18 protein-coding genes and 1 pseudogene are annotated in these 19,969 nt (G+C 52.9%); 17 read left to right on the top strand and 2 right to left on the bottom strand.

The window, feature by feature from the left end; all coding sequences use genetic code 11:
- Positions 1 to 207: 207 nt before the first annotated feature.
- Together mrcB and hrpB are read right to left on the bottom strand one after the other, a co-directional pair.
- Entirely contained in the window at positions 208 to 2,748 is a 2,541-nt protein-coding gene (mrcB, locus tag OGY72_RS19860) for a bifunctional glycosyl transferase/transpeptidase (RefSeq protein WP_286548972.1), read from the bottom strand.
- 135 nt (positions 2,749 to 2,883) lie between these two features.
- Positions 2,884 to 5,313, bottom strand: a complete 2,430-nt coding sequence (gene hrpB, locus OGY72_RS19855) for an ATP-dependent helicase HrpB (RefSeq protein ID WP_286548970.1) — start codon at positions 5,311 to 5,313, stop codon at positions 2,884 to 2,886.
- Between the two features lie 73 nt (positions 5,314 to 5,386).
- Between hrpB and thpR the strand changes: the two genes are divergently transcribed.
- The 17 genes and pseudogenes from thpR (at position 5,387) to OGY72_RS19770 (ending at position 19,968) form a co-directional block, all read left to right on the top strand.
- Positions 5,387 to 5,917, top strand: a complete 531-nt coding sequence (gene thpR / locus OGY72_RS19850) for an RNA 2',3'-cyclic phosphodiesterase (RefSeq protein ID WP_126319202.1) — start codon at positions 5,387 to 5,389, stop codon at positions 5,915 to 5,917.
- A gap of 15 nt (positions 5,918 to 5,932) precedes the next feature.
- On the top strand, positions 5,933 to 6,637 hold the full coding sequence (gene sfsA, locus OGY72_RS19845; RefSeq protein WP_286548965.1) for a DNA/RNA nuclease SfsA: 705 nt from the start codon (positions 5,933 to 5,935) through the stop codon (positions 6,635 to 6,637).
- A 177-nt stretch (positions 6,638 to 6,814) separates the two neighbouring features.
- The gene (gene dksA, locus OGY72_RS19840) at positions 6,815 to 7,270 is read left to right on the top strand and encodes an RNA polymerase-binding protein DksA (protein WP_003829221.1); all 456 of its coding nucleotides are present in this window, start codon (positions 6,815 to 6,817) and stop codon (positions 7,268 to 7,270) included.
- A gap of 70 nt (positions 7,271 to 7,340) precedes the next feature.
- Positions 7,341 to 8,237 carry a tRNA glutamyl-Q(34) synthetase GluQRS gene (gene gluQRS / locus OGY72_RS19835; RefSeq protein WP_286548963.1) on the top strand — a complete coding sequence of 299 codons (897 nt, stop codon included), beginning with the start codon at positions 7,341 to 7,343 and terminating at the stop codon, positions 8,235 to 8,237.
- 71 nt (positions 8,238 to 8,308) lie between these two features.
- A complete protein-coding gene (gene pcnB / locus OGY72_RS19830) occupies positions 8,309 to 9,706 on the top strand; it encodes a polynucleotide adenylyltransferase PcnB (protein ID WP_204192014.1) in 1,398 nt (465 codons plus the stop codon).
- A 51-nt stretch (positions 9,707 to 9,757) separates the two neighbouring features.
- On the top strand, positions 9,758 to 10,249 hold the full coding sequence (folK, locus tag OGY72_RS19825) for a 2-amino-4-hydroxy-6-hydroxymethyldihydropteridine diphosphokinase (protein WP_126319206.1): 492 nt from the start codon (positions 9,758 to 9,760) through the stop codon (positions 10,247 to 10,249).
- A 120-nt stretch (positions 10,250 to 10,369) separates the two neighbouring features.
- Complete coding sequence (gene panB, locus OGY72_RS19820; protein WP_126319208.1) at positions 10,370 to 11,161, top strand: 3-methyl-2-oxobutanoate hydroxymethyltransferase; 792 nt, start codon at positions 10,370 to 10,372, stop codon at positions 11,159 to 11,161.
- 11 nt (positions 11,162 to 11,172) lie between these two features.
- Entirely contained in the window at positions 11,173 to 12,027 is an 855-nt protein-coding gene (gene panC / locus OGY72_RS19815) for a pantoate--beta-alanine ligase (RefSeq protein WP_286548959.1), read from the top strand.
- A 94-nt stretch (positions 12,028 to 12,121) separates the two neighbouring features.
- A complete protein-coding gene (gene panD / locus OGY72_RS19810; RefSeq protein WP_126319212.1) occupies positions 12,122 to 12,502 on the top strand; it encodes an aspartate 1-decarboxylase in 381 nt (126 codons plus the stop codon).
- A gap of 315 nt (positions 12,503 to 12,817) precedes the next feature.
- Positions 12,818 to 13,426: a fimbrial protein gene (locus OGY72_RS19805; protein ID WP_286548955.1), complete on the top strand. Its 609-nt coding sequence runs from the start codon at positions 12,818 to 12,820 to the stop codon at positions 13,424 to 13,426.
- Positions 13,427 to 13,507: 81 nt separating this feature from the next.
- Positions 13,508 to 14,251, top strand: a complete 744-nt coding sequence (locus OGY72_RS19800; protein WP_126319216.1) for a fimbrial chaperone — start codon at positions 13,508 to 13,510, stop codon at positions 14,249 to 14,251.
- Positions 14,252 to 14,320: 69 nt separating this feature from the next.
- Positions 14,321 to 16,906: an outer membrane usher protein gene (locus tag OGY72_RS19795; protein WP_126319218.1), complete on the top strand. Its 2,586-nt coding sequence runs from the start codon at positions 14,321 to 14,323 to the stop codon at positions 16,904 to 16,906.
- 26 nt (positions 16,907 to 16,932) lie between these two features.
- Positions 16,933 to 17,529, top strand: coding sequence for a fimbrial protein (locus OGY72_RS19790; protein ID WP_149384444.1), 597 nt, complete (start codon positions 16,933 to 16,935; stop codon positions 17,527 to 17,529).
- Positions 17,530 to 17,554: 25 nt separating this feature from the next.
- Positions 17,555 to 18,100 (top strand): fimbrial protein, encoded by a 546-nt coding sequence (locus tag OGY72_RS19785; protein ID WP_126319222.1) that lies wholly within the window; start codon positions 17,555 to 17,557, stop codon positions 18,098 to 18,100.
- A gap of 71 nt (positions 18,101 to 18,171) precedes the next feature.
- Positions 18,172 to 18,771, top strand: a complete 600-nt coding sequence (locus tag OGY72_RS19780; protein ID WP_148362436.1) for a fimbrial protein — start codon at positions 18,172 to 18,174, stop codon at positions 18,769 to 18,771.
- Positions 18,772 to 18,796: 25 nt separating this feature from the next.
- Positions 18,797 to 19,360, top strand: coding sequence for a fimbrial protein (locus OGY72_RS19775; protein ID WP_148362437.1), 564 nt, complete (start codon positions 18,797 to 18,799; stop codon positions 19,358 to 19,360).
- Between the two features lie 18 nt (positions 19,361 to 19,378).
- Positions 19,379 to 19,968 (top strand): annotated as a pseudogene (locus tag OGY72_RS19770) (fimbrial-like protein).
- The last annotated feature ends 1 nt before the right edge of the window (position 19,969 follow it).

Here is a 19,969-nt window from a genome sequence, read left to right as displayed (position 1 = left end):
CGCGTCCCTACTAAAACTGAGGGGTTAAGAAATAACCAGATGAAAAGAAAGGGTTAATAAATTAGGCTGAAATGTTTTAACGGATAACGTACCGGATGGCTGCCTTAATCCCGTAGGCTTGATAAGTGCAGCGCCGTCAGGTAAGGCAAGCTAAAACCAAATAGCGCAAAAAAGAAAAACCCGCCGAAGCGGGTTTTTAGGCAGGCGTTAGTTACCGCCAAACATCTCTTTAATCCAACCGGCCACGCCATCGCCGTCCTTCTTCTCCTGCTGCGGCGGTTGCTGCTGTTGAGGCTGCTGTTGCTGCGGCTGTTGGGAAGATTGATCGAACGGATTACCCGACTGCTGCAACATCTCACCTTGTTGGCACAGTGAATCCGGATCGGTGGTCCATACTGGAAGCGTGCGCATACCCCCGCTGCAAACGAAGTTACCGTCGTAGTCTACGCCCATATCCACCACATCCTCCGGTGGCGTCAGCACCAGCGGTGTTGGCGTCTGGTTGGCCAGATAACGCTGATAAATCGACATCGCGCCGCTGGCACCGTACAGCTTGGTTGGCTGGTTGTTATCGCGGCCCACCCAGGTGATGGTCACCTGGCTGCCATCGATCCCGGCAAACCAGGTATCCACGTTGTTGTTGGTGGTCCCGGTTTTCCCTGCCAGATGTAGACCCGGATACTTCGCGCCAAGCTGACGACCCGTACCACGCTGAACCACCTGCTGCATGGTCCACAGCGTCATATACGCCGCCTGCGCCGGAACAGCGCGCTCAGCCTGTGGGAAGCTCTGGTACAGCACGGTACCATCTTCGGCAATCACCGAACGCAGCGCCGACAGCGGCGCACGGTTCCCGCCGCTGGCGATAGTCTGGAACGCCTGTGCTACTTCGATTGGCGTCAGGTTCAACGCCCCCAGCAGCATGGCCGGAACCGGGTTAAGCTGATCTTTCGGCGCGCCCAGCTTCAACCAGGTATCGGTTACCGCAGGCAGACCCAACGCCATCCCCAGATTTACCGTTGGCACGTTCATTGAACGCGTTAACGCATCCACCAGCATCACTTTCCCGCTTTCGCTATAGCGACGGTCATCGTTCTGCGGCGACCACACCTGACCGTTCGGCTGACGCAACGCAATCGGGGCGTCGGCAATCCAGGTATTCAGGCGGTACAGCTTCGGCTGGCTGAGCGCGGTCAGATAGGTCGCAGGCTTGGCCAGAGAACCAATCGAACGACGCGCCTGCATCGCACGGTTATAGCCCGCAAACTGCGGTTCGGCTCCACCGACCATAGCGCGGACTTCACCGCTAAAGCGGTCAACCACCACAATCGCCGTTTCCAGATCGCTCAGCTTACGCTGTTTCTTCAGCACCGGTATGCCTTCCACCGCCGCTTTTTCTGCAGCGTCCTGCGCCACGGAATCAAAGGTGGTGAAAATCTTCACGCCAGAGAGATCTTTAACTTTATCGCCCAGCTTCGCCTGTAGCTCCTGACGCACCATCTGCATAAAGGCAGGCTGCGGGGAGATAACCCCACCACGCGGCTGTACGCCTAACGGACGCGCACTCAGCATGTCGTACAGATCCTGGTCGATAATCTGCTGCTGCTGCAGCAAACGCAGAACCAGGTTACGACGCTCCAGCGCCAGTTTCGGGTTACGCCACGGGTTGTAGATCGATGCCCCTTTAACCATCCCCACCAGCAGCGCCTGCTGGTCGAGGCTCAGCTCTTCTACCGGACGGCCGAAATAATAGAGGCTCGCCAGCGGGAAGCCGCGAATCTCGTTATCACCGCTTTGTCCGAGATAGACTTCGTTCATGTACAGCTCAAGAATGCGGTCTTTGCTGTAACGCGCATCCATGATCAGCGCCATATAGGCTTCGTTGGCCTTACGCCAGTAGGAACGCTCGCTGGAGAGGAACAGGTTTTTCACCAGCTGCTGAGTCAGCGTACTGGCCCCCTGAACTGTACGGCCTGCCGTCAGGTTCGCCAGCACCGCACGACCAATGGAATAAAGGCTGATACCGTCATGCTCATAGAAGTGACGGTCTTCGGTCGCCAGCAGCGTGTCCACCAGCAGATCCGGGAAGCCGCCACGCGGAACAAACAGGCGCTGCTCGCCGTTAGGTGAAGAGAGCATGGTGATCAAACGCGGATCGAGACGGAAGAAACCGAACTGGCGGTTGTTATCCATATTCTCGATGGTATCCAGATGATCGCCGTCAAAGGTCAGACGCGCGCGCACCTGCCCTTCCTTACTGTCCGGGAAGTCAAACGGACGACGAATCATCTCAATGCTCTTCGCCTGCACGATAAATTCGCCCGGACGCGTCATCTTCGTCACCTGACGGTACTGCGTGGCCTCCAGCAGCTTCACCATCTCGTTCTTGCCGATAGGCATTTCTGGTTCAAGGTTAACCATGCGGCCATATACTGCCGCAGGAAGCTGCCAGACTTTGCCATCAATACGGCTACGAATTTTTTGGTCCAGATAAACACCATAAATGGCGATCAGCACCAAAAAGACAATCGACAGTTTTACCAGCAGCCAGAACCAGCCGCGCTTACCACGAGGCTTACGCCCTTTGCCTTTACCCTTACGCGGCATCGGTTCTTCATCCTCATAGTCATCATCATCATAATCGTCGTCATACTCTTCATCTCTGAGTTGACGACGGCTCACCTTTTGTTTCACCGGACGCGAGGGTTTCCCTTTACGTCCAATTGGCTCGCGGTCATTCCCCGCCATGCTTTTTCTCCGCAACATTCAGGCGCAAGGGCCCGATTCTCTGTTCTTCCGTCCTGCGACAGAAGAAGAAATCTCTCAATTATTACCGCTCTTTCACCGGATGCGGCATAACGCCTTATCCGGCCTACAGTTACATTACGAATACTTTTTGGTACGCCGCGTTGGCGCGGTATTCGCCGGATCGTCCGGCCAGACATGTTTGGGATAACGCCCTTTCATCTCTTTTTGCACCTCGCGGTACGATCCCTGCCAGAACGCGCTCAGATCGCTCGTCACCTGTAGAGGTCTTTGGGCCGGAGACAGCAGCTCCAGCACCAGCGGCACGCGCCCCTGGGCAATGGTTGGGGTCTTTGCTTCACCAAACATTTCCTGCATCCGAACTGCCAATACCGGAGGATTATCCTCATGATAGCGAATGGCAATCCGGCTTCCCGTCGGCACAGTGTAATGCGCTGGCAGTTCACTATCCAGACGTTGCAGCATTGACCAATCCAGCAAACCGCGCAACGCCAGCCCCACATTTAGCGCTTTTAATGCACGTAACGAGTGTACACCGCTCATGTGCGGCAGCAGCCAGCCCTCCAGCGTCGCCAGCAGAGAATCCTCATCTACCGCGGGCCAGTCGTATTCTGACAACCAGTTTGCCGCACATTGCAGACGCAGTCGAAACTGCTCGGCTTCCGGCGTCCAGTTGAGCACACTTAGCCCTTTATCGCGAATGCCGTTCAACATCGCCTGATGCAACTCCTCTTCCGAGGGTTTGGCCAATGGATGTACTTTTACCGTGAGCTGACCAATGCGCGACCGACGCCATGCCTTTAACGTTCCCTGGGTTTCATCCCATTCGATGGTGTCGGACTGTTGTAGCAGTCCAGGACATGCCTGCATCAGCGACTCGATATCCAGCGGCAGAGCCAGCAAGATACGCGCGTCTGGAGAAGCGCTGCCCTGCAACAAAAGTGGCGCTATCAACCATTCATGGCGTCCTGAGGCATCATCGGCATCCAGCATTGCGCCCATGCCATTCGCCAGTTGATAGCGTCCTTCCTGCCCACGTCGACGCGCGATCCGATCGGCGAACGCCCGCGCCAGCAGCGAGGGGAGCAGCGTGCTGTCGGGCTGCCCGCTGCTAACGTTAAGCCGTTTCAGCAACTGTTGACTGCGCTGCTGCCAGGCGGGCTGATTTCGTGAAAACGCCACGGTCAGATCGGTACTGCCACCGCGCGGCGGCTCTTCCAGAATCGCAGCCAGTTTTGCCGCCGTAGCCGCTTCGGTATTATTTTTGGCACCGACCAGCATCGCCGCTAAACGAGGATCGTTACCCAACGCCGCCATTTTCTGCCCCGTGGCGCTAAGCCTGTCGCCCTCAAGCGCGCCCAGCATCTGCAACAGCCGTTTTGCCGCCTGCAGGTTGATGGCGGGCGGCGTATCCAGCCAGTTCAGTTGCTCAGGGTCGGTACATCCCCATTGCAGCAACTCCATCAGTAGCCCGGACAGATCGCTCTGCAATATTTCCGCTTCACCCTGCGCTGCCGCTCTTTCTGCCTGCTCTTTGGCAAGCAGATGCAGGCAAATACCGGGCTCCAGACGACCTGCACGTCCCGCGCGCTGAGTCATCGAAGCCTGGCTGATGCGCTGGGTAATCAGTCTCGTCAGACCGGTACGCACGTCATAGCGCGCCACGCGCTCCTGGGCGCAGTCCACCACCAGCCGGATGCCTTCGATCGTCAAGCTGGTTTCAGCAATATTGGTGGCCAGCACCACTTTGCGTTTGCCTTGTGGCGCCGGCACAATCGCCTGACGCTGCTCGGAAAGCGTTAACGCGCCATACAGTGGACACAGCACAACATCGCTGCCCACACGCGTAGCCAATTGTTCCTGTACGCGCAGGATTTCGCCCACACCCGGTAAAAATAGCAGCAGTGACCCGCTTTCATGGCGCAATAGCTCCGCCGTCGCTATCGCCACCGCTTCATCAAAACGCAAATGCGCCGCCAACGGCTGATACCGCCGCTCAACGGGAAATGCGCGGCCTTCAGAAACGATCGTCGGCGCATCGGGCAACATCTGCTGCAAACGCCCGTTATCCAGAGTGGCGGACATGATCAACAGTTTCAGATCGTCACGCAGCCCTTGCTGCACATCCAGCAATAGCGCCAGCGCCAGATCAGCCTGTAAACTCCGTTCGTGAAATTCGTCGAGAATCACTAATCCGACGCCCGCCAACTCAGGATCGCGTTGGATCATCCGCGTCAGGACGCCCTCTGTTACTACCTCCAGCCGGGTCTGCGGCCCTACGCAACTTTGTGCGCGCATGCGATAACCCACGGTTTCACCCGGCTTTTCGTTCAGCAATTCCGCTAATCGCTGCGCCACATTACGCGCTGCCAGGCGACGCGGCTCCAGCAAAATAATCCGCCCCTGGATACCGCGATGCTCAAGAAGCCGCAACGGCAACCAGGTCGATTTCCCGGCACCGGTCGGCGCCGTCAGCAGAACCTGCGACGAGGCATCAAGGGCGGTAAGCAGTTCAGGCACTACGGCGGCAACGGGCAACGACGTCACAAATGGCTCCAGAGGGTTAACATTCTTCGCGCTGCATTGTAGCATCGCGTTAATTCATAACCGAGTATCCATCATGTCTGAGCCAAAAAGGCTGTTCTTTGCGATTGAATTGCCAGGCGAGGTTCGGGAGCAGCTAATCCACTGGCGAGCCGCGCAGTTCCCCCCTGAAGCGGGTCGTCCCGTCGCCGCCGATAATCTGCATCTGACACTGGCCTTTTTAGGCGACGTCAGCGACGAGAAGCAACAGGCGCTGTCGCAGCTCGCGGGGCGTATTCGCCAGCCGGGTTTTACGCTCAAATTCGATGATGCCGGGCAATGGCTGCGCTCCAGGGTCGTGTGGCTGGGTATGCGTCAGCCGCCGCGCGGGCTGCTGCAACTGGCGAATATGCTGCGGGCACAGGCCGCGCGCAGTGGATGCTACCAAAGCCCGCAGCCGTTTCATCCGCATATCACGCTGCTACGCGATGCCGGTCACGCGGTGCCAATCCCGCCACCGGGCTTTGGCTGGTCATTTCCGGTCACGGAGTTTGCGCTTTATTCCTCCTCATTTGCACGAGGACGCACGCGTTATACGCCGCTGCAACGCTGGACGCTGACTGAATAATCAAAGGGACTGTTTATGCAATTTTCTCCACCTTTACAACCTGCAACGCTCATTCAGCGCTATAAGCGCTTTTTAGCGGATGTGATCACACCAGCTGGCACAGAGTTAACGCTACACTGCCCAAATACCGGTGCGATGACCGGATGCGCAATGCCAGGTGACACCGTTTGGTATTCGACATCAGAAAATACTAAACGCAAATATCCACATACCTGGGAATTAACGCAAACTCAATCCGGGGCATTTATTTGTGTTAACACGCTGTGGGCCAATAGATTAACGAAAGAGGCGATTCAGCAATCGTTAATTTCAGAAGTTTCAGGCTACAGCATCTTGAAAAGTGAAGTAAAATACGGCGCCGAAGGGAGCCGCATCGACTTTTTGTTACAGGCAGATTCCCGACCTGACTGCTATATTGAAGTGAAATCAGTCACGTTGGCGGAAAAAGAGCAGGGTTATTTTCCCGATGCCATCACTGAACGAGGTCAGAAGCATCTTCGGGAATTGATGAGCGTAGCGGCTGAAGGCAAGCGGGCAGTGATATTTTTCGCCGTGCTACATTCAGCCATTACACGGTTTTCACCCGCGCGCCATATCGATGCGAAATATGCGCAATTATTAGTTGAAGCACAGCTTAAGGGGGTAGAAATTCTGGTTTATAAAGCGGAACTTTCTGCCCACGGTATGACTCTTAAAGAGCCGTTGCCCATTACCTTGTAATGGTGTAAATATCTGGTCAATTAGTATTCCGGGCGCGTGGGCAAATACGCTTTTCCTCACAGGGTTGTCAAGTGTTACGTTTAGATAATTGCTATCCGGAAAAGCATCTGCTATTTATAGCGACCTGATTTTTCCCCCGAACATGGGGATCGATAGTGCGTGTTAAGGAGAAGCAACATGCAAGAAGGGCAAAACCGTAAAACATCGTCCCTGAGTATTCTCGCCATCGCTGGGGTGGAGCCGTACCAGGAGAAACCGGGCGAAGAGTATATGAACGAAGCCCAGCTGTCGCACTTCAGGCGTATTCTTGAGGCATGGCGCAATCAACTTAGGGATGAAGTCGATCGCACCGTAACTCATATGCAAGACGAAGCGGCTAACTTCCCTGATCCGGTGGACCGCGCCGCACAGGAAGAAGAATTCAGCCTTGAGCTGCGTAACCGTGACCGTGAGCGCAAACTGATCAAAAAGATCGAGAAGACGCTGAAGAAAGTAGAAGACGAAGATTTCGGCTACTGCGAATCATGCGGCGTAGAAATTGGTATTCGCCGTCTGGAAGCGCGTCCGACAGCCGATCTGTGCATCGACTGTAAAACGCTGGCAGAAATCCGCGAAAAACAAATGGCAGGTTAATTCCGGTCATTTTTACCACGTTTACTACAGGCGGGAGCATCTCCCGCCTTATTATTTGTTAGTCCGCAAAATGAGCGATTCACATTATATTGGCCGCTTCGCCCCTTCCCCCTCCGGCGAACTGCATTTCGGTTCACTGATTGCCGCCCTCGGCAGTTACCTGCAGGCTCGTGCCCGGCGCGGAATCTGGCGAGTGCGCATTGAAGATATTGACCCCCCTCGTGAAGTTCCCGGTGCTGCAGACACGATTCTGCGTCAGCTGGAACATTACGGACTGTACTGGGATGGCGACATTTTATGGCAATCCCAGCGTCATGACGCCTACCGCGAGGCGCTCACCTGGCTGCATCAGCAGGATCTAAGCTATTACTGCACCTGCACGCGGGCGCGTATTCAAAGCGTCGGCGGTATTTACGACGGTCACTGCCGTGAGTTACGCCACGGACCAGAGCAGGCGGCAGTGCGCATCAAGCAACGCCATCCGGTAATGCAGTTTACGGACCAACTGCGCGGTGAGATTCAGGCTGACCCGCCGCTTGCGAGGGAAGATTTTATCATTCACCGTCGCGACGGGCTGTTTGCCTATAACCTCGCCGTGGTGGTTGATGACCACTTTCAGGGCGTAACGGAGATTGTACGCGGTGCCGATCTTATCGAACCCACAGTGCGGCAAATCTCTTTGTATCAGCAGTTTGGCTGGCAAGCGCCTGACTATATTCATCTTCCACTGGCGCTCAACGAACAAGGCGCTAAACTTTCAAAACAAAATCATGCACCTGCGCTGCCACAAGGCGATCCGCGCCCGGTGATTATTGCCGCGCTACGCTTTCTCGGCCAGCGTGCCGATATCCCGTGGCAGGAGATGCGAGTGGACCAGATCCTGATGTTTGCCGTTGAGAACTGGCGTCTGACAACAGTGCCTGAATCGGCGATCTTAAATCCGGCATTCTCAAATGCATCATGCTGAGCTATGATTAGCCGCTATTTTTACACAGCAACACTTGTTCTGATTGAAGTTTGACACTACCGAGGTGCACTATTTTTACCCGAGTCGCTAATTTTTGCCGCAAGGTGCTAAGCCGCGAGGAGCGCGAGGCTGAGCTCGCCGTCGCCCGTCCACATATGACGGTAATTCCGCGTGAGCAGCACTCTATCTCCCGCAAAGATATCAGTGAAAATGCCCTGAAGGTAATGTACAGGCTCAATAAGGCCGGATACGAGGCATGGCTGGTTGGCGGTGGTGTACGCGATCTTTTGCTGGGCAAAAAGCCGAAAGATTTTGATGTCACCACTAACGCAACGCCAGATCAGGTGCGCAAACTGTTTCGTAACTGTCGCCTGGTCGGTCGCCGTTTCCGTCTGGCCCATGTCATGTTCGGCCCTGAAATTATCGAAGTGGCGACGTTCCGCGGTCATCATGAAGGCAGCGAGTCCGATCGCACAACATCGCAGCGCGGGCAAAACGGTATGCTGCTGCGCGACAACATCTTCGGCTCCATTGAAGAAGATGCCCAGCGTCGCGACTTCACGATTAACAGCCTGTATTACAGCGTGGCCGATTTCACCGTACGTGATTACGTCGGGGGAATGCAGGATCTCGAAGAGGGTATCATTCGCCTGATCGGTAATCCGGAAACGCGCTATCGCGAAGATCCTGTGCGCATGCTGCGCGCCGTACGCTTTGCCGCCAAGCTCGACATGCGTATCAGCCCGGAAACCGCAGAGCCGATCCCGCGTCTGGCAACGCTGCTTAACGATATTCCTCCCGCACGCCTGTTTGAAGAAGCACTCAAACTATTACAGGCGGGCTATGGATACGAAACCTATAAAAAGCTGCGTGAGTACAGCCTGTTCCAGCCGCTGTTCCCCACCATTACGCGCTACTTCACCGAAGACGGTGACAGCCCAATGGAACGCATCATTGCCCAGGTATTGAAGAATACCGACAACCGCATTCACAATGATATGCGCGTTAACCCGGCCTTCTTGTTCGCGGCAATGTTCTGGTATCCGCTACTGGAAGCCGCACAGAAAATTGCGCAAGAAAGCGGTCTGGCCTACTACGACGCTTTCGCGCTGGCAATGAACGACGTGCTGGACGAAGCCTGCCGCTCGCTGGCGATCCCGAAACGTCTGACCTCGCTGACCCGCGATATCTGGCAGTTGCAGCTACGGATGTCCCGTCGCCAGGGTAAACGCGCCTGGAAGCTGATGGAACATCCAAAGTTCCGCGCAGCTTACGACCTGTTAGCGCTGCGTGCCGAAGTCGAACACAATGCGGAATTGCAGCGACTGGCGAAATGGTGGGGTGAATTCCAGGTTTCTGCGCCGCCGGAACAAAAAGGTATGCTGAACGAGCTGGATGAAGAGCCAGACGCACGTCGGCGCCATCGTCGCCCGCGTAAACGCGCGCCACGCCGTGAAGGTTCCGCATGACCCATCACGTATACCCAACAAATTTCGAGTCGCATCAAGGTGGTGACACAGATGCAGCGTGAAAAACGGCGGGTATATATCGCCCTCGGCAGTAATTTAGCCTCCCCTCTGGAGCAGGTTAATGCTGCCGTGAAAGCGATCGGTGAAATCCCTGACAGCCGAATCGTGGCTGTCTCCTCATTTTACCGTACGCCACCATTAGGCCCACAGGATCAACCCGATTACCTGAACGCCGCCGTCGCGCTGGAAACCACCCTCGCGCCGGAAGAATTGCTCAATCACACCCAACACATTGAGTTACAACAGGGTCGGGTGCGCAAAGCCGAACGCTGGGGGCCACGAACGCTGGACCTCGACATTATGCTGTTTGGCGATGAAGTGATTAACACCGAACGTCTGACCGTACCGCACTACGACATGAAAAACCGTGGTTTTATGCTGTGGCCGTTATTCGAAATTGCTTCTGAACTTATTTTTCCGGATGGTACAAGCCTGCATCAGCACCTCACCCAACTTGGTGTTGCAAAACCTGCACACTGGTAAAGTATCCTTTCCCCTTTAGCGTTTACTGCTTTAGCGCCAAACGATTGCTTAAAACAATTGCCCCCCTGAATGTGACTGTTAGAATGCCGATAAATATGACTTTCATCATCAGGAAATGTTATGAAACCCACCACCATTTCACTGCTGCAGAAATGCAAGCAAGAGAAAAAGCGCTTCGCAACTATCACCGCATATGACTACAGCTTCGCGAAGTTATTTGCCGACGAAGGTATCAATGTGATGCTGGTTGGCGACTCGCTGGGCATGACGGTACAAGGGCACGACTCCACCCTGCCCGTGACTGTTGAGGATATCGCTTACCACACTCGTGCCGTGCGTCGTGGCGCGCCCAACTGTCTATTGCTCTCCGACCTGCCGTTTATGGCTTACTCCACCCCGGAACAGGCGTTTGAAAATGCTGCTGTAGTCATGCGTGCGGGCGCTAATATGGTCAAAATTGAAGGCGGCGCCTGGCTGGTCGATACGGTGAAAATGCTCACTGAACGCGCCGTGCCGGTTTGTGGTCATCTGGGATTAACGCCCCAGTCGGTGAATATCTTCGGCGGTTATAAAATTCAGGGCCGCGGCGACGCCGGACAGGTACTGTTGGATGATGCGCTGGCCTTAGAAGCCGCTGGCGCACAGTTGCTGGTGCTGGAGTGCGTGCCGGTTGAGCTGGCGAAGCGCGTCACGGAAGCGCTGTCGATTCCGGTGATTGGTATTGGTGCCGGTAACGTCACCGACGGGCAAATTCTCGTTATGCATGATGCGTTTGGCATTACCGGCGGCCACATCCCGAAATTTGCCAAGAATTTCCTCAATGAAGCAGGCGACATGCGCGCCGCCGTGCGGCAGTATATGGCTGAAGTGGAGTCCGGCGTTTATCCGGGCGAAGAACACAGTTTCCATTAAGGAGCCTTGTTGTGTTAATTATTGAAACCCTGCCGCTGCTGCGCCAGCATATTCGTCGTCTGCGTCTGGAAGGCAAACGCATCGCATTGGTTCCCACCATGGGTAATCTGCACGACGGTCATATGAAACTGGTCGATGAGGCAAAAGCGCGGGCTGATGTGGTCATCGTCAGCATTTTCGTCAACCCGATGCAATTCGACAGACCGGAAGATCTGGTACGCTATCCGCGCACGCTGCAGGAAGATTGCGAAAAGCTGAACAAACGCAAAGTCGATTATGTCTTTGCTCCAGCCGTTGAGGAAATCTACCCGCAGGGACTGGAAGGCCAGACGTACGTTGATGTTCCGGGACTCTCTACCATGCTGGAAGGTGCGAGCCGCCCAGGCCACTTCCGCGGCGTTTCCACCATCGTCAGCAAACTTTTTAACCTAATTCAGCCGGATATCGCCTGCTTCGGCGAGAAGGATTTCCAGCAACTGGCGCTGATTCGTAAAATGGTCGCCGATATGGGCTACGACATTGAGATTGTCGGCGTGCCGATTATCCGCGCCAAAGATGGTCTGGCACTCAGCTCGCGTAACGGGTACCTGACGGCAGAGCAGCGTAAAATCGCCCCAGGATTATCCAAAGTGATGAGCAGCATCGGCGAAAAATTACAGGCTGGCGAGCGTGATCAGGACGAGATGATTGCCATTGCAGCGCAAGAACTGAATGAAAAAGGCTTCCGCGCCGACGATATTCAGATCCGCGACGCCGACACGCTGCTTGAACTTACTGAAAACAGCAAACGCGCGGTCATTCTGGTCGCCGCATGGCTGGGACAGGCACGTCTGATCGATAATCAAAGCGTTACATTAGCCCAGTAGACAGGGGTTAAAAATCGGGCAATACTGCCTGAGAATTTCCAAAGCAGGCCACAATCGCCTGCTTAGCCAAGATAAACGACAGGGTATAGAAGTTATGATTCGCACCATGCTGCAAGGCAAGCTCCACCGCGTAAAAGTCACGCAGGCGGACCTGCACTACGAAGGTTCCTGTGCCATTGACCAAGATTTCCTCGATGCCTCCGGTATTCTGGAAAACGAAGCGATTGATATCTGGAACGTGACCAATGGAAAACGCTTCTCAACCTATGCGATTGCGGCTGAACGCGGCTCTAAAATCATCTCGGTCAACGGTGCCGCGGCGCACTGCGCTGAGGTTGGCGATATTGTGATTATCGCCAGCTTCGTCACCATGTCTGATGCAGAAGCCCGGACATGGCGCCCGAAAGTGGCCTACTTTGAAGGCGACAACGAAATGAAGCGCACCGCGAAAGCCATTCCGGTCCAGGTTGCCTGATATTTTTTTTAAGAATTCACTTGGTAAATACATTTATCAAGTGAATTTCAAAAATACAAAATACAATCCATCTTTATTTTAAAAGCAAACTCATATAAATATATTATATTTCGTACAATCCAAAAACCAATGTAACCTTATGTATACCATCTAGTATTAGCAACAATTAATATTCATTTAAGTTTTTATAACAATGCATGCTATTTCTTTTCATAGCCACACTCGATAAACTCTCCGCGAATTAATTTAATTCAAAATACAACACGATACAATATGTATTGTTAATTCTTATTTAGCAAGAATATGGATATTAAAATGTCTTTTAAAAAAAATAGTCTGGCAGCAGTTGTTGCACTGGTTATGAGCGCAGGTTCTGCGATGGCGGCAGATGTACCATCGGATACCGGTACTGTTACTTTCCACGGACTGGTGTCTAGCAATACCTGTAAAATTTCCGTCGATAACAAAATCGACCAGAACGGTAACGACTTCGACGTTAACCTGGACACCGTGTTTGTGAAAGACTTTGCTAACGCATTGGGCGCCGGCAGCACCTTAGGTGAAAAGAACTTCACGCTGAACCTGACCGAGTGCGATCCCGCAACTGTCACCAGCGCCTCTGCACAGTTTGACTCCTGGGGCGGTTCCACCTCCACTTCTGAAGGTATGCTGGTGCCACCGGCAAACCTGCAAGATGCTGCTGCCAACGTAAACCTGGTATTGTCTAACAACGGCAATAGCAACACAGATCAGGTAAAAGTTGACCAGACCAATAACACCCAGATCGCGACTGTCACCAACGGCATTGGCAATTTATTCTACCGCGTAGCCTATACCCAAGGTCAGGGCTGGGATACAACAAACAACCCGGTAACCGCTGGTACCGTACAGGCACAGGTAGCATTTACCGTTATCTATAATTAAGTCCTGTTTTTTTAAGTATATAAAATCAACCCCTTAACATTGTTAGGGGGTTTTTAATAACATTCCAACAGGAAGTGGAAAATGATCAGCACAACATTTTATAAGGGATTAAAAACCACCTGCTTTGCCGCAGCAATTTGCGCCTCTCTCCCGGCCAGCGCCGATATCGTCATTTCCGGGACGCGTATTATCTATCCGCAATCCTCCAAAGACGTGATTGTTAACCTCGATAACCGGGGCAATAAGCCGCTGCTGGTGCAAACCTGGCTGGATGACGGGCGTGACGGAACCAATCCACAAGAACTCAAGCTGCCGTTTGTCATTACCCCGCCGGTTTCTCGTGTTGATCCGCAAAAAGGTCAGTCGGTGCGTATTACCTATATGGGTGGCGCTTTGCCGCAGGATCGTGAATCGCTGTTCTGGTTTAACGTTCTGGAGATTCCGCCAAAATCTAAAGCTAAAGAAGGTGAAAGCCTGAACCAGCTGCAGCTCGCGTTTCGTACTCGCATCAAGCTTTTCTTCCGCCCGGACAGCTTAAAAGGCACGCCAGGCGACGCCGCAGAGCATATCAAATGGTCGCAGAAAAAAGAGGGGAATACCCTTTCTCTGGTTGCCCAAAATGACGCGCCTTACAACGTTTCTATTTCCAGCGTCTCGTTTAAAGTCGGCGGCAAGAATTACGAAGTAGAAAGTAAATCTATACTGCCTTTTAGTAATATCAATATGCCGGTTAAAGGTTTAACAAATAACACCGGCGGAACCGTTATGTATTACACCATTAACGATAACGGCGGTTCTGAGAAACGCGAAGCCAAAATTAACTAATCTGAATAATTATTATTTGCGTCGATGTCGTGGGTAAGGAACTACCCACGCTAACTATGCGGGAATGCCATGCTTTTTAAACGTTCGCTATTATGTCTTGCCGTCAGTGCCGCACTTCCATTTTCTGTTTGCGCTGTGGAATCCGTACCGGAAACAGAAGAGACTGTAGAATTTAACGATCAATTCTTATTCAACAGCGGTACAAACATTGATGTCAGCCGTTTTGCGAATGGCAACCCGGTATTAGCCGGGGTTTATCGGGTTAAAATTAACCTTAATAATAATTTAAAAATCACCTCTGAAGTTACTTTCAAAGAAAATGGTACGTATCGCGCCAGCGCCTGTATTACGCCATTATTATTAGCACAAGCCGGCGTTGATACAAAAACAATTAGCAGTGATTACGCTGCTGACGATAATGCATCTTGTATAGATATTAAAAAATATTACCCCGGTGCATCTGCAAATTATGACACAGGTAAACAGGCGCTCGATCTGAACTTCCCCCAGATTTATATCCTGAAACGCCCTGCGGGCTATGTCGATCCCTCCCTGTGGGAAGATGGCGTCCCTGCCGCCCTCGTTTCTTATGATATGAACGCCTGGCATAGCGAAGGCAACGGCAGTACATCCGACACGGCATATATGGGCTTGCGTTATGGTCTGAATATGGGGCCGTGGCGTTTACGCTCACGCGGCAACCTGAACTGGGATAAAGACAACGGCAGCAAATACACCAGCCAGGATATCTATTTACAGCGTGATATTACGCCATTAAGCGCGCAAATGGTGCTCGGCGATTCCTACACCCGTGGCGATGCGTTTGACTCCTTCAGCCTGCGTGGCGCACGGATGTATAACGATGACCGTATGTTACCGATCGGCACCAGCAACTATGCGCCGGTCATTCGCGGTGTGGCGAACAGTAACGCCAAAGTTACCGTTACGCAAAGCGGCAATAAAATCTACGAAACTACCGTACCACCGGGTGCCTTTGAGATAAACGACCTCAGCACCACCGGCTACGGTAACGACCTGTTGGTTACCGTTGAAGAATCTGATGGCAGCAAGCGCACGTTTACCGTGCCCTTCTCCTCCGTGACTCAAATGCTGCGCCCCGGCGCTACGCGCTGGGATATCGGCGTCGGTGAGTTGAACAACGATTCTTACGCTGACAAACCGCAGGTCGGTTACGCCCAGTTTTACTACGGTCTGAATAATACCTTTACCGGCTATATCGGCGCGCAGTATACCGACATGGATTTCTATGCCGGGCTACTGGGGCTGGCCATGAACACCCGCATCGGCGCATTTGCTTTCGACATTACCCAATCTCATGCCGAAGTTGACGAGCTGGGGACGTTAAGCGGGCAAAGCTATCGCCTGACCTACAGTAAAATGGTCGAGGCGACGAATACCTCCTTTAACGTGGCGGCTTATCGTTTTTCAACCGAAGATTATCTCAGCCTGAACGACGCCGCTTCCCTTCGGGATAGCGTTAAGCGGCAGAAATATGAAAACCAGGCTTACCAGTCTAGCGCCGAACTCTATTCCGATTACCAGCGCACTAAAAATCAGGTACAGATCAGTATTAACCAGCCGCTACAGTCCAGCGACTCTACTTACGGATCGGTATACGTCAGCGGGACCTGGCAGGATTACTGGAATGGCGACAGCTCTACCTCCAATTACAGCCTCGGCTACAACAACAGTTTTGCTTACGGCAGTTACAGCCTGTCGCTACAACGCTCCTACGATCAAAACGGAGCCAAAGATGACAGCATCTATCTGAGTCTCAGCATCCCGCTGAACGTCTTCTCGAATAGCTACGATCGTTCAGGCGGGTTCAGCAATATCAATATGGGGCTGCACTCAGATATGAAGGGCGGCGCCAGCTTCAACTCAACGGCCAGTGGCAATACGAAAAATAACGATATCAGTTATTCCGTGAGTGCCTCCTCCAGCGGCGGTGGCAACTACGGCAACCTTAATCAGGTGAGCGGTTTTACCTCGCTGAACAGCAGTTATGGTCCACTGGGCGTTTCAGCATCGTATAGCGATGATAATAGTAAACAGTATTCAGCCACCTATAGCGGCGGTATGGTGCTGCACTCTGGCGGGGTAGCGTTCGCACCGGGCAGTATCGGTGATGCCGATGCGCTGGCGCTGGTGAAGGCCAGCGGCGCAGAGGGTGCTGGCATCGGCTACGGCAACAGTGAAATAGGCAAATCCGGCTACGGCATCATGCCGTATATGTCGGCTTACCGTGAGAACCGCGTATCGCTGGATATCAGCACACTGGAAACTGACGTTGAAGTGAAAAACACCAGCGCCGTGACCGTACCGCGCAGCGGTGCTGTGGTACTGGTGAATTTTGAAACCGATGAAGGCCGTTCACTGATTCTGGAATTACAGCGCAGCGATAAAGGTTTTATTCCATTGGGTGCAGATGTACTGAATGAAAAGAACGAGCCTATCGGCACCGTGGGCCAGGCGGGCCAGGCCTATGTGCGCGGCGTTGAGGATCAGGGCGTGCTGCGTGTGGTTTGGGGCAGCGGCAAAGAAAGTACCTGTACCGTTCATTATCAGGTAACAGGAAATACAACGAAAGCAGGGTTAACGCCGGTTCTGAGTGACCAGGTTTGCCAGATGTAACCTTAGGGAAATCAGTGAGAGGGAATATGAAAAAAAATATGCTCAGACTGCCTGTTATCGCTCTCATCGCGATGGCGGCCTCAGGAGCAGCGCTGGCGGAAGGGACTAACCTTGATGTCAACTTTACTGCCACCGTGAACGAAACCACCTGCAATATGAAGCTACAGGGCGGCAATGGCTCGGACACCGACCAGACGCTGCAAATCGGCAACGATATTGGCGTGCGAATTAGCGACTTTGGCACATCAGCCAACCGGGCTGGCAACGCGGCCGCACAGGGTAATTTCAAAATCATGATCGTGGAATGCCCGCCGACGCTGACGTCGTTAAAAACGAAAATAACCGGGAGTCAATCAGGTTATTTAACCACGGGCATTCTTAACGCCATTAAAAAAGAAAATGGCGGAGCCGACTATACCGCCGTGTCTATCGCACGTATGACAACGCCAAACGCACCGTTCGTGATCAACTCAACGGCCGCAGGCGAGAGTCTGATCTGGACAAACGATGAAATTAAAGCTGGCGAAGTGCCCCTGGTTGCCGTGTTACAGGCGACACAGGATGGCAGGGTAACCACTGGCACTTTTGAAGCCACCGCTACCTTTGAATTCAGCTACGAATAAATTGCGCAGAATACGGAGCACTATCATGAAATTGACCCCAGCTTTACTCGCGTTATCCGTTTCTGCCGTTCTCTTTTCGGGAGTAGCCAGCAGCGCCGTTATTTCCGGGACCACTTCGGCGAAGATGAAATTTACCTCGACCGTCGTCACCGGAACCTGCACGGCAAAAGTGGTAGACGGCAGCGGTGCCAGCACTGCCGAAATTAAATATGGCGATATTTATCGTTCGGATATCGGCAAAAGCACCGTCCCGCTTTCAATCCAGTTGAGCAACTGCTCCGGCGTGACCAGCGCGACGGTCGCCGCCAAACCGGGCTCAGGCGGTAAGTGCTCCGGTAAATCGTATGACGGCGGCCTGAAAACGGCGTTTGAAATCTGGAGCGGCGCGGTGGATACCGGCGTGCAGCTTTCCTGCACGACACCGCCAGCAGCGCAGGTGGTGACGATATCCAACGGCAGTGGGCAATACCCGATGCAGTCAAGGATTGTCGCTGCCGAGGGGCAAACTGCGGCGACTGTCGAGATGGGTAACGTTTCTGCCCCTGTCACCTTTGTTGTGACCTACCCGTAATTATCTGCCAAAGCTGGAGTGACGCTGTATTAGCAGCCATTTCATTGTAATTTTGTGTTTAGGGAAAAACCATGAGAGTAAACAGAAATAAAAGCTATTTAAGCCTGCCTGTTGCCGCCTTTGTGTTAATAGCGGCCTCTGGCACCGCGTTCGCAGAAGAAAGCACCCTGGATGCCACCCTGACCGCCAACATTAAAGAAACCACCTGTGATATGAAGTTGGTGGGTGGGACCGGCAGTGACACCAAACAAAATATAACAGTATCCATTCCAGGCCGTTCTAACTACTTTATCCCGCTTGCTGATGGGCAAGCGGGTAAAGCCTCAGCGACATTTAAACTGGTGATTGTCGAGTGCCCGGAGTCATTGACATCATTAAAAACCACGATTAACGGAACGGCTGACAGCCGGTTAACCACCGGTCTGGCAAATCAAATTGCGAAAGCCGAGGGCGGCGCAGAATATGCGGCCCTTGAGATTGCCCGCAGCATAGCAATAGATGCCCCTTTCACCATTGGCGATAGCTCGGAAACTGGCGGTCTGGTGTGGACACGAGACGAAATTGATCAAAAAGAAGTGTCGCTGACGGCCACCCTACGAGAGACACAGTCCGGTCTTATGACCATCGGCAAGTTTACGACGATTGCTACCTTCAACTTTAGTTATGAATAAGTTGCGCAGAATACGGAGCGCTTTGATGAAAAATATTAACTTTTTAACCGTCCTGTCTCTTTCTGCCATTTTATTCTCAGCAACGACAACGGCGGCCATTACAGGAACCGATGACGTCGAAATGACGTTTAACGCTACACTTACCAGCACCACCTGTAACGCTCAAATTATTGATATGGCAGGTACCCCGACCAGCATCATTGACTATGGTGATGTGTTTAAATCAGAGATAGCCAATAAATCGCGGGTGGTACAATTTAAAATTAACTATACCGACTGTTCTGGCATTTCCAGTCTCGACATAAAAGCGAAGCCCGGTGCTGGAGGGAGCTGTTCCGGGGTTAATGCCGACGGTAATTCCTATGCAGCTGGTAATAATGCCGCCTTCGAACTCTGGTATGGCAACGTTGACAGAGATGTCGAAATGTTATGCTCAGGAAAATATTATATTATGTCCTGGACTCCTCTCGAAGGAGCATCTTCGATGCTCTTCAGCTCCCGTATCGTCGTCGCCAAAGGAGAAGATATTACCAAGGTGGATCCTGGTGCAGTCTCCGCCCCTATCACCTTTGTTATTACCTATAAATAAAACCCAGAGACCACACGAATGCACTCACTACCGTTTTTTCTACGCCGACGAGTCCTGACGCTGCTGGCTGGGTTGTTTTGCCTGGCAGGTTTCAGCCATGCAGGAGAGTTAGATGCGAACCTCAATGCGACAATTGTTGATACCACCTGTAAATTCAGCGTGGAAAACGGCGATGATGTGTATCTGCCAACCGTAATGCGTAACTGGTTTTATAACGCCGACGGCAGCAACCGCTACACCCCCACCGACGAAGCGGGCGGTACGCCGTTTACACTCCACGTTGATGAATGCTATGTCAGTAGCGGCATAAACAACTGACGTTCAGCTTCAGCCCGCAGTCCGGGTTCTGGAGCAACCAGAATCAGGTATTTAAAAACGACGCCACGGCAGGCGCGGCGGAAAATGTCGGCGTGGTGATATTTTCCAGCGACTATAAAACCAACGTACTGAACAGCGATGGCAGTTCAGCGGTGATGTACGATGTCTCGAACAAAAGCAGCGCACAGTATTTAACGGATTATCAGTTCTATGCGCGCTATCAGAATATCGGGGCGGTCACCGCAGGCATCGTCACCAGCAATGTCGTTGTAGACGTCAAATACGAATAAA

Origin of the sequence: Citrobacter sp. Cpo221 (genome assembly GCF_030332345.1) — a bacterium.
GTDB classification, from domain to species: Bacteria; Pseudomonadota; Gammaproteobacteria; order Enterobacterales; family Enterobacteriaceae; genus Citrobacter; species Citrobacter portucalensis.
This window is presented reverse-complemented; position numbering and strand designations above follow the sequence as displayed.